This window comes from Halorubrum lacusprofundi ATCC 49239, assembly GCF_000022205.1.
Taxonomy (GTDB): Archaea; Halobacteriota; Halobacteria; order Halobacteriales; family Haloferacaceae; genus Halorubrum; species Halorubrum lacusprofundi.
This window is the reverse complement of the sequence record NC_012029.1, coordinates 2,725,467-2,735,295: the sequence shown is the minus strand read 5'-3', so window position 1 is coordinate 2,735,295 and position 9,829 is coordinate 2,725,467. Positions and strand designations below refer to the sequence as shown.

The 9,829-nt window shown below is 66.2% G+C and carries 13 protein-coding genes; 10 read left to right on the top strand and 3 right to left on the bottom strand.

Features of this window, described 5'->3' with window-relative positions; genetic code table 11:
* Window positions 1–223 precede the first annotated feature (223 nt).
* The 4 genes from HLAC_RS13640 (at window position 224) to HLAC_RS13625 (ending at window position 3,726) form a co-directional block, all read left to right on the top strand.
* Window positions 224–865, top strand: coding sequence for an Era-like GTP-binding protein (locus HLAC_RS13640; RefSeq protein ID WP_015911427.1), 642 nt, complete (start codon window positions 224–226; stop codon window positions 863–865).
* Window positions 865–1,281, top strand: a complete 417-nt coding sequence (locus HLAC_RS13635; protein ID WP_015911426.1) for a DUF2073 domain-containing protein — start codon at window positions 865–867, stop codon at window positions 1,279–1,281. The genes HLAC_RS13640 and HLAC_RS13635 overlap by 1 nt, the downstream gene beginning before the upstream one ends.
* On the top strand, window positions 1,282–2,004 hold the full coding sequence (locus tag HLAC_RS13630; protein WP_015911425.1) for a Zn-ribbon domain-containing protein: 723 nt from the start codon (window positions 1,282–1,284) through the stop codon (window positions 2,002–2,004).
* Between the two features lie 540 nt (window positions 2,005–2,544).
* Entirely contained in the window at window positions 2,545–3,726 is a 1,182-nt protein-coding gene (locus HLAC_RS13625; RefSeq protein WP_015911424.1) for an aspartate kinase, read from the top strand.
* Between the two features lie 30 nt (window positions 3,727–3,756).
* Here the strand turns inward: HLAC_RS13625 and HLAC_RS13620 are convergent, their stop codons facing one another.
* Entirely contained in the window at window positions 3,757–4,182 is a 426-nt protein-coding gene (locus HLAC_RS13620; protein WP_015911423.1) for a hypothetical protein, read from the bottom strand.
* Window positions 4,183–4,292: 110 nt separating this feature from the next.
* On the opposite strand from HLAC_RS13620, the gene HLAC_RS20075 reads away from it, so the two are divergent.
* Both HLAC_RS20075 and HLAC_RS13615 read left to right on the top strand, forming a co-directional pair.
* A complete protein-coding gene (locus HLAC_RS20075; protein WP_422652234.1) occupies window positions 4,293–4,382 on the top strand; it encodes a hypothetical protein in 90 nt (29 codons plus the stop codon).
* Window positions 4,382–5,251, top strand: coding sequence for a DUF7089 family protein (locus tag HLAC_RS13615; RefSeq protein WP_015911422.1), 870 nt, complete (start codon window positions 4,382–4,384; stop codon window positions 5,249–5,251). The genes HLAC_RS20075 and HLAC_RS13615 overlap by 1 nt, the downstream gene beginning before the upstream one ends.
* 24 nt (window positions 5,252–5,275) lie before the next feature.
* On the opposite strand, the gene HLAC_RS13610 is transcribed toward HLAC_RS13615, so the two are convergent.
* Complete coding sequence (locus tag HLAC_RS13610) at window positions 5,276–5,854, bottom strand: DUF7090 family protein (protein WP_015911421.1); 579 nt, start codon at window positions 5,852–5,854, stop codon at window positions 5,276–5,278.
* A gap of 150 nt (window positions 5,855–6,004) precedes the next feature.
* On the opposite strand from HLAC_RS13610, the gene HLAC_RS13605 reads away from it, so the two are divergent.
* Together HLAC_RS13605 and HLAC_RS13600 are read left to right on the top strand one after the other, a co-directional pair.
* Complete coding sequence (locus HLAC_RS13605) at window positions 6,005–6,577, top strand: magnesium transporter (protein WP_015911420.1); 573 nt, start codon at window positions 6,005–6,007, stop codon at window positions 6,575–6,577.
* Window positions 6,578–6,674: 97 nt separating this feature from the next.
* Complete coding sequence (locus tag HLAC_RS13600) at window positions 6,675–7,190, top strand: magnesium transporter (RefSeq protein ID WP_049933777.1); 516 nt, start codon at window positions 6,675–6,677, stop codon at window positions 7,188–7,190.
* Window positions 7,191–7,229: 39 nt separating this feature from the next.
* Here HLAC_RS13600 and HLAC_RS13595 read toward each other — a convergent pair whose 3' ends face one another.
* Complete coding sequence (locus HLAC_RS13595) at window positions 7,230–7,673, bottom strand: membrane protein (protein WP_015911418.1); 444 nt, start codon at window positions 7,671–7,673, stop codon at window positions 7,230–7,232.
* Between the two features lie 118 nt (window positions 7,674–7,791).
* Here HLAC_RS13595 and HLAC_RS13590 point away from each other — a divergent pair, with 118 nt between their 5' ends.
* Both HLAC_RS13590 and HLAC_RS13585 read left to right on the top strand, forming a co-directional pair.
* Window positions 7,792–8,469, top strand: coding sequence for a class I SAM-dependent methyltransferase (locus tag HLAC_RS13590; protein ID WP_015911417.1), 678 nt, complete (start codon window positions 7,792–7,794; stop codon window positions 8,467–8,469).
* A gap of 433 nt (window positions 8,470–8,902) precedes the next feature.
* Window positions 8,903–9,790: a YkgJ family cysteine cluster protein gene (locus HLAC_RS13585; RefSeq protein ID WP_015911416.1), complete on the top strand. Its 888-nt coding sequence runs from the start codon at window positions 8,903–8,905 to the stop codon at window positions 9,788–9,790.
* The last annotated feature ends 39 nt before the right edge of the window (window positions 9,791–9,829 follow it).

Sequence of the window (9,829 nt, the reverse complement as noted above, 5' to 3'; positions counted from 1 at the left end):
ATTAAGAATATATAAATAAGCTCGAATAAGTAAACAACCGATATCCCGCGTGTTAACAACTGCACGACCCGAATATCACCAAATCGCCCGTGTCTGACGCAGTTCTTAAGTGAGAGGGGCGTGGATTCTATCGTAATTCCCCGTACACACGCTGGATGCGCAGCATCGGGCGTTACCACACCGCACAGTGTATCTGGGAGAGAACACAGGACTGGAGGTTAGGATGGGACTGCTCACGAATCTCAAAGACAGCATATCACGGGTCACCGACGGGCTGTTCACGGCCGACGAACCCAAGCGAATCGGGATCTACGGACCGCCGAACGCCGGAAAAACGACCCTCGCGAATCGGATCGCACGCGACTGGACGGGTGACGCCGTCGGGCCGGAGAGCCACATTCCACACGAAACTCGCCGGGCGCGCCGGAAGGAGAACGTGGAGATCGAGCGCAACGGGCGCAAGGTCACGATCGACATCGTCGACACGCCGGGCGTGACGACGAAGGTCGACTACAAGGAGTTCCTCGATCACGACATGGACAAAGACGACGCCGTCCGTCGGTCGCGCGAGGCGACCGAAGGCGTCGCGGAGGCGATGCACTGGCTCCGCGAGGACGTCGACGGCGTCATCTACGTGCTTGACTCCACGACGGACCCGTTCACGCAGGTGAACACGATGCTCATCGGGATCATCGAGTCGCAGGATCTCCCCGCGCTCATTCTCGCGAACAAAACGGACCTCCCGGGGTCGGACGTCCAGAAGATCGCGAACGCCTTCCCACAACACGAGACGATCCCGCTGTCCGCGCTGGAGGGCGAGAATATGGACGAAGTGTACACGAAGATCGCGGAGTACTTCGGCTAATGCCGGGCCCAACCCCAAACGTCGGCGGCGACGACGCCCCGTCCGACGACTCCGATGACGGGGTCCGGATCGACATGATAAGCGGGGCCCGGATGGACGGACTCACCGGAATGGAGAAGATCCGGCTCATCCTTGACGGAGTCCGCGACGGTAACATCGTCATCCTTGAAGAGGGGCTCTCCCCGGACGAGGAGTCGAAGCTCATCGAGGTAACGATGACCGAGATCAGTCCAGACGACTTCACCGGCATCGAGATCGAGACGTACCCGAAGGCGGAGACGGGCGATCAGAGTTTCCTCGACAAGCTGATGGGCCGCAACTCGACCCAGAAGCTCACCGTCATCGGCCCGGCCAATCAGATCGAAACCCTGCACAAAGACGAGAACCTCATCAGCACGCTCGTCTCCCGTAAGTAAATGCCACACCAATGTACCACCTGCGGTCGGACGTTCCCCGACGGTTCGAAAGAGATGCTCTCCGGGTGTCCGGACTGCGGGGGGAATAAGTTCCAGTTCAAACCCGCCGGTGAGACGAGCGCCGAGCAACGGTCACCCGCCGGGAACCAGCCGTCGAATACCGACCCCCAGTCACCTGACGCCAACCGCCAGTCACCTGACGCCAACCGCCAGTCCGCCCCCGTCGACGAGGGCGCTCCCGACGAGAGTGCCGGCCGTGTCACCGACACTCCCGCTCCCGATTCCCAACGGTCTGACTCCCAACCGTCCGAGGCTCGGACGCCAGACGCTGGGACACCAGAATCCGAGACACCGGACGCTCAGAAGACCGACTCAGAACACGTCCGCGACCGGACCGAAGAGGATGTCGCGCAAGCGAGCGCGCGCTCGGATGTCGTCTCGCCCGACGAGCTCGATCGGGCGAGTCGAGATATCGAAACGGATTCGTCCTCGACCGGGTCTGATCCCGACACACCGACAGATCCGGAGGGCCCGCGTCCCGATATCGACGACCTCCGAGACGAGCTCAACGAGCAGTTCGAGAGCATTCGGATCGTGAGCCCCGGGAAGTACGAGCTCAACCTGATGGAGCTGTACGACCGACAGGAGTACATCATCTCGCTCCAGGAAGACGGTCGATACGTCATCGAGATGCCCGACGCGTGGGGCATCTCCGACGAGTAGGGATCTCTGACGAGTAGTCCGCGCTCGTCTCCTCTCTCCACTCCCCACTCCCTGCTCCCCACTCCCCACTCCCTGCTCCCCACTCCCCACTTCCCGCTCCCCACTCCCTGCTCCCTGCTCCCCACTCCCCACTCCCTGCTCCCCACTTCCCGCTCCCCACTCCCTGCTCCCCACTTCCCGTTCCCCACTCCCTGCTCCCCACTTCCCGCTCCCCACTCCCTGCTCCCCACTTCCTACTTCCCACTCCCTGCTCCCCACTTCCCGCTCCCCACTCCCTGCTCCCCACTTCCTACTTCCCACTCCCTGCTCCCCGCTCAGCGATCAGCCGATCAAAATCTGCCGACCATCACCTCTTTTCGCGATCGTTCCAAACCGTCTGGCGACCCTTGTCGAAGAAGACACAGTTATGCGGCTTCCTCCGTTACGGGCGCCCATGTCTATCGATCACACTCTCAGTGCAGCGTCTCGTTTGCTCTCTCTCGGGGAGCAGCCGCATCGGTCGCATCGGCCGACTCGACCGCTCAATAGCGAGGTGACCGTATGCGCGTAGTCGCCAAGTTCGGCGGCACGAGCCTCGGGAGCGGCGACCGGATCGAGCGCGCGGCGGACTCGGTCGCGAACGCGGTCGCGGCGGGCCACGAGATCGCAGTCGTCGCGAGCGCGATGGGGTCGACGACCGACGACCTCCTCGACGACATCACCTTCGAGACGGACGACGCCGACCGCGCCGAGATCGTCTCGATGGGCGAGCGCACCAGCGTCCGAATGCTGAAGGCGGCGCTCTCGGTTCGCGATGTCGACGCCGTCTTCCTCGAACCCGGCCACCCGGACTGGCCCGTCATCACGAACGAGGTCGGCGAGGTCGACGTTGAGGAGACGAAGAAACGCGCGCGCAAGATCGCCGCCCGCATGGATGGGGTCGTCCCCATCATCACCGGGTTCCTCGCGGAGGACCACGACGGGAACGTCACGACGCTCGGGCGCGGCGGGTCCGACACCACTGCCGTGATGCTCGGCAACTACATGGACGCCGACGAGGTCGTGATCGTCACCGACGTCGAGGGCGTAATGACCGGCGATCCGCGGGTGGTCGAGGGCGCGCGCAACGTCGGGCAGATCACCGTCGACGAGCTACGGAACCTCTCGTTCCGCGGCGCGGAGGTCGTCGCGCCGTCCGCGCTCTCGTACAAGGACGAGGACCTCGCAGTCAGAGTCGTCCACTACCAGCACGGCGACCTGCTCAGAGGCGGTACCCGGATTGAAGGCGAGTTCGAGAGTCTGATCGACATGCGCGAAGAACCGCTCGCGTGTCTCACCATCGCCGGTCGCGCGATCCGAAACCGCTCGGGTATCCTCTCGCAGCTCGCGAACGCGCTCCGCGAGGAGGAGATCAACATCGATGCGGTCGCCTCCGGAATGGACTCGGTCACCTTCTACGTCGACGTCGACGTGGCCGAGACGGCCGAGGCGCTACTCCACGAGGCCGTCGTCGAGGACGAGGCGCTCTCCTCGGTGACCGTCGCCGACCCGATCGCGGTCATTCGGGTGACCGGCGGCGAACTCCCGAACCAGTCCGGCGTCATCCAGGAGATCATCGCGCCCCTCGCCGACGACGGGATCAACATCATCGACCTGATCACGAGCGCGACCTCCGTCGCGGTATTCGTCGACTGGGACGATCGCGAAGACGCGCTCGAAATCGTTCAGAGCCGGTTCGACTGACCGACCCACGCTCGCCGGAGTCTGGCTGACCTATCGGTCCAGTTCGGCCGAATCGATCACGTATCGCGTCGTCTGCCGCCCCTCGAACCGCGGTCCTGTCCCGGACTGCTCAAACCCAGCGTCTTCGAGGATCGCTCCGGTCTGCTCGTCGTTCGGAACGACAGCCTCGACACTCATTCCCTCCCGTCGCGCGAACCGCCGCGGCTCCTCAAACAGCCGGCGAATCGCCTGTTCGTCGCCGTCGAAATCGGTCACGTGAACCGTCTTGCCTCGTACGTCGAACGCGATAAATCCCGTGACGGCAGGCTTGTCGTCATCGCCACTGTCCTCTCCGTCCCCCGTCACCGCGACGCGGACCGATCGGTCGTGGATCATGTTCTTCACGACCCCTCGCGGCCGATCGGTCGCCGTCGCCAGCGCTTCGGCGTCCGACTCGAGCGCGTCACGAATTCGCATACTACGCGTATCCGGTGTTCAGGTATAAATGCGGTGTCGGCGTAGCGGCATCGGTGCGCCGCTTCGCCGAAAAATATAGCTTTAAACGACCGGCGGACACAGAAACTCCCATGAGCAAACCCACCAAGATCGTCACCGGCACGATCGGCGTTTCGGCCGTCCTGTCGGTCCTCATCATTCTCTCGTACGTCTTCGCTTGATGTTCTCGACGCGTCCGCTCGACGACGACCTCGACGCGGTTCGCGAGGCCCACGCGCCGGGATCTCCGGTGCTCGACGTCGACGCGGATTTCGAGACGCTCCCTCCGGCCGCCGCGGAGGACCTCGGCCTGTTCGTTGACGGGCTCTCGCCCGCGTCGTTTCCGGTCGAGTGGCTCCCCGACGAAGTGCCCGACCTGCTCCGCAAGTACGCCGGTCCGACCTTCACCGTCGGACTTCCGGGGGACGGAACCGTCGTCCGAACGACCCAGACTGACCCGCAGACCGTGCTCGTCAAGCACCGCGCTGAGGGGACTCCCGACGACTTCCTCGCGTTCCTGATCGCGGATCGGTTGGTTCAGATCGGCGTCGAGCCGACGCCGGGCTCGCTACCCGACGACACGCCGAGTTCTCGCCTCCCCGAGAGCTTCCTCCCGTTTTTCGGCGAGCGCTACCGCGACCTTGACGCCGCGATTCGGCGCCCCGACCCCGACACGGGCGCCTCTACGACCGGGCTGGGGCCCACCGACGTCTTTCAGATCGCGACCGCGCTATTCGACGCGTGGATCGGGCTGTACACCCGTGATGTCTTCGCCTCGTGGGAGGGGAGTCATCCCCGGCTGTTCGACGCGTGGCTCGACGCCGGCGACAGCCTCGAAGGGCGGCTCGGCGAACTCGCGGGCGAGGTCGCCCGCGGTGAGACCGACTTCGCGAGCGCGACCGAGTACGCCTGCTCGGCGGTCCGTCACGGCCTCGATCTGCCTGCGCCGTTTGCGGCGCTCGACACCGCGGCGTACCGCGACCGCGGCGCTCCCTACGCGGTGACGTGGGCGGAGAAGACGGTGGCGTCGATGGTCGACGCCGCGGAGTAGCCGAGTAATCGGAAACCTCCTCCCTCACACGTCGACGGTCACGTTCCCGTCGCCGTCGAGTTCGATGACACCCTCGAACAGGTCTCGGAACCGGTCGAGCGTCGCGACTTCGTGGACCTCTTCGGAGAGGTGGAAGATGCCGACCGCGTCGTGTTCGTCGAGGAGATCGAGGATGTCCGCGGCCGCCTCGTACACCGCATCATCGTCGGCGTAGTACGCCATCTCCGTGAGCGAGTCCACGGAGACGCGTCGCTTCCCCTCGTGTTCGGTGAGGAACCGCTCCACCCGGTCGACGACCCCGTCGAGGTCGTCCGGGGCGGAGACGTAGTACACGTCGTCGGAGGAGCGGCGGGAGTATCCTCGTTCCACGGAGAGCGTGTCGAGGATGGTCGCCTTCGTCTCGTCGACGTCGTAGTACTCCAGTTTCTGCTCGACCTCGCGCGCGGTGGTTCGCGTGGAGACGACGAGGAAAGCGTCTGTGTCGGTCTTCAGAAAATTCGTGTCGATCCGGTCGGTCTCGCCGATGCTCGGGTGAACGAGGAGAAGTCCGGTTCCGCCGGGGATGGTTTCCGGCCCGTTCTCGATGGCGAGCGAGTAGTCCATGGGATCGGAAACCGCCCGACTGACTTAACGATGCGGGCCACGGCGGGCCACAGCGGACCACGGCGGGCCACAGCGGACCACGGCGGTCGCGTTCTGTGACCGACCCGCTCCCGGCCGGTTTTTTCACCGTCGGCTCCGTCGACACGGTCGATGCCCGGCCACGACACCGCCCGCGACGTCTACCGGCAGGCACTCCCGGTGATCCTCGTCAGTCTCGTCGCGGGGCTGTTCTCCGGCACGATCCTCGGATCGGAGACGATGCGGGCCGGGATTTCGGAGGTTCCGGGGCTCCTCCTGCTGCTCCCGGCGTTCCTCGCTACCCGCGGGGGCGTCTATGGCTCGCTTGGCGCACGCCTCTCGACCGGGCTCCACCAAGGGCTCATCGAGCCGCGATTCCGCCTCGACCGCCGGCTCACAAACGCGATCCTCGCCTCCTTCATCAACGGGATGACCGTCTCCGTCTTCATCGCCGTGATCACGTTCCTCTGGCTGCGGCTCTTCGGAAACGCCGGGAACCTCCTCGAACTGGTCGGGATCATGGTCGTTTCCGGCTTCCTCTCGGCGGTGCTCATGATCTCGGTGCTGATCGCCGTCATCTTCGTGGGCTACCGGCGAGGACTTGATCCTGACAACGTCATCGGCCCCGTCGTCACCACCCTCGGCGACGTGTTCGGGGTCTTCTTCCTCCTCGTCGGGATCTACGTCGTGGGGACGGTAGTATGAACGTCGCGGGGGCGGTCCTGTGAGCCAGAGTGACTCCGGTTCCAACGCCGACCGCGAGTATGTTGATGAGTGGTCGATCCCCCGGATCGTCAGGACGATGATCCCGTTGTTGGCCGCGCTGTCGGTGCTCCAGCTCGTCTCCGGGACTGTCCTTCAAACGTACGAGGAGACGCTCGTGCGGAACCCCGCGCTCCTCGTGTTGGTCCCGGTCCAGATCGGGACGGCGGGGAACCTCGCGTCGATCACTTGCTCGCGGCTCACTACCCAGCTTTACCTCGGTACGTACGAGCTGGACCCGTCGAATCCGGATCTCCGCGCGAACGTCGGCGCCGTGTTCGCGCTCGCGGGGACCGTCTTCGGCGCGGTCGGCGTCGCCGCGTGGGGGATCGGCGTCGCGCTCGGTGGGACCCTCGGACTCGGCCGCGTGCTGCTCGTCTCGCTCGTGTCGGGGATGCTGCTCGCCGTCCTCGTGGTCGTCGCCAGTGTCACCGCGGTTGAACTCTCGTACCGCATCGGGCTCAACCCCGACGACACGACAATCCCCGTCGTCACCAACCTCTGTGACGTCGCCGGCGTGCTCATCCTCTTCGCGGTCGTCTCGGTGGTCGTGTGACTGCCGAAGGTTCGCTCGACGCTCGAAACGCCCCCAACCTCAGAACACGCTGTCGGCGGTCGCGGCGCCGACCACGCTGAACACCGCCCCGACGGAGATTGCCTTAAATGTCGTCGTCCACAGCTCGACGCCGACCACGCCCTCCTCGATGAGGAAGGTCCCGGGCGCGTCGAACAGCAGCGCGAGGAGGGTCACGGAGCCGAACGCGACGATCATCAGCGAGACGAACCGGGCGGGGATCCCCGCGATCTCCTTTTCGACATCGGGGTCGCGGTCGGTGTCGGCGCGGTAGAGCGCGGCGTACCCGATCAGCGCGACGAGCCCGGCGGTCAGCGCGCCCTGCCCCACGTTCATGCCCGCGGCCAGCACCCACACCTCCTCGGTGACGACGAACGGGCCAGCGAGGAGGAACCCCCCGACCGCCTGCTGCGCGGAGTCCGCGATCCGAAAGTTTGGGCGACGGAGGCCCCGCGGTCGTTTCATACCTGATCGAAGGGGCATCGGCCGGTAAAACGGCGCCGCTTTTGATCGTCGGCGATCGGTTTCACTGCTGTCGCTCCCCTCCGAACCGGTTTTCACCCGCCCGCTCGTTCACCCGCGTATGAGCGTTCGCGAGGAGTTCGACGAGTGGGCGGCGGCGGGGAAGGACCGCGGCATGGAGGACCGGCACTGGCACACCGCCAAACACGTCCTCGCGCGGATGCCGGTCGAGGCGGGCGACGCCGTCCTCGATCTGGGCACCGGCTCCGGCTACGCGCTCCGCGCGCTCCGCGAGCGGGGGATCGGTCGGGCGTACGGTCTCGACGGCGCACCCGAGATGGCGTGTAACGCCCGGAGCTACACCGACGACGACGCGGTCGGCTTCCTCGTCGGCGACTTCGACGCGCTCCCCTTCGCCGACGACTCGCTCGATCACGTCTTCTCGATGGAGGCGTTCTACTACGCGGCCGACCCGCACCACACGCTCGAAGAGATCCGGCGCGTGCTGAAGCCCGGCGGCACCTTCTACTGCGCGGTCAACTACTTCGCGGAGAGCGAGCAGACCCACGCGTGGCAGGAGAACATCGCGATCGACATGACGCTGTGGAGCCGGGCGGAGTACCGCGAGGCGTTCCGAGAGGCGGGGCTATACGTCGCCGAACAGGACGCGATCCCCGACCGCGAGATCGAGATTCCGGACGCCTCGGCGTTTCCGACCGACAGTTGGCACTCCCGCGAGGCGATGGTCGATCGGTACCGGACGTGGGGGACGCTGTTGACGGTCGGCGTCGCTCCCTGACTCCGTCGGTTATTTATAAGCGATCGTTGGTGTCCGCGGATCGGCGGTGAACGCGTTCGGCTCTCTCGTCGATCGTTTATATGTGGTTGCTACCGGATCGGTGGCGACGACCGCGACCTCCAAAGCCCCAGTCGGCGAGGCGGACGCACGCTCGTTGCGGTCCTCAGTCGCTCATTTTGTTCGCTCCCTGCGGTCCTTACGTCCCCTGCGCCCGCCTCGCCGACTGCCCCCTTTGAGTCCCGCCCCGCACAGCACCTCACGCCTCCCCAGCCTCGTCGGAGCGGCGCTCATAAGCGCCGCTCCGACTCCCTCGCGCGTGCGAGTCGCGCCCTTCGGGCGCTCCTCGGTACGCGCCACCGCACCACGTTTACAAGCACTCCTCACATCCGGCGATCCTTTTTAAGTGTGCGAGCCGTTCGCACAGCCGATCACGATGGAACTCCGCTGCGAGGATTGCGCCGGCTGCTGCGTCGACTGGCGGCCGCTCGCGCCGGACGCCGCCGGCTCCGACCGCACCGGTCGTCGCCCACCCCTCGACGACGCCTACGACCTCGTGCCGCTCACGCGCGACGAGATCGCCGGGTTCGTCGACGACGGCCTCGGTGACGTGTTGGTCCCTCGGCTGTTCGAGCCTGCCGAGGGCGACAGCGCGGTCCGGATCGACGGCGTCGACATCGCCGCCGCCGGCGACCGCCCCGTCTTCGCGATCGGCCTGCGGAAACCCCCCAAACCGGTCGCGCCGATCGGCACCGACGAGCATCGCTGGCTCGACGCCTGCGTCTTCCTCGACCCGACCACGCTCCAGTGCCGGATTCACGGCGACGAGCGCTACCCGCGAACCTGCTCGACGTATCCAGCTCACAACCTCGAACTGGACGCCGAGACCGAGTGCGAGCGCGTCGAGACCGCCGGCGGTGGCGACCGCCTCCTCGACGACGCGGTCCCCGACGACACCCCGCCGCTCCCGTTCGGCCCCCACGCGGCCGGCGCGACCGTCTTTGCGCACCCCGACCCCAACGATCTCGACGGCGTGATCGACCGGATCCGCGGGGAGCGGCTCACCCCCGACGACCGCGCTCGGTTCGTCGGGGCTGCGGTCGGCTCAAGCCCCGGATCGCTCTCCGTCGACCGCGACCGAATGGCCGAGGCCCGTTCCCTCGCCCGTGACGCCGACTCGTGGGCCGGGCGGGCGATCCGGTCGTGGAGCGAGCGAGCCACTGGCGACGGCGACCCGGTCGCGCTCGATGCGGCGGCGCGCGAGCGACTGGTCCACGAGCTAGAGGACGACGCCGGCGCGCCCGAGACGTCGGGATGGGACTGACGGACCGCTGCGGGTCCGCTCGTCCGACGAGGGTGGCTC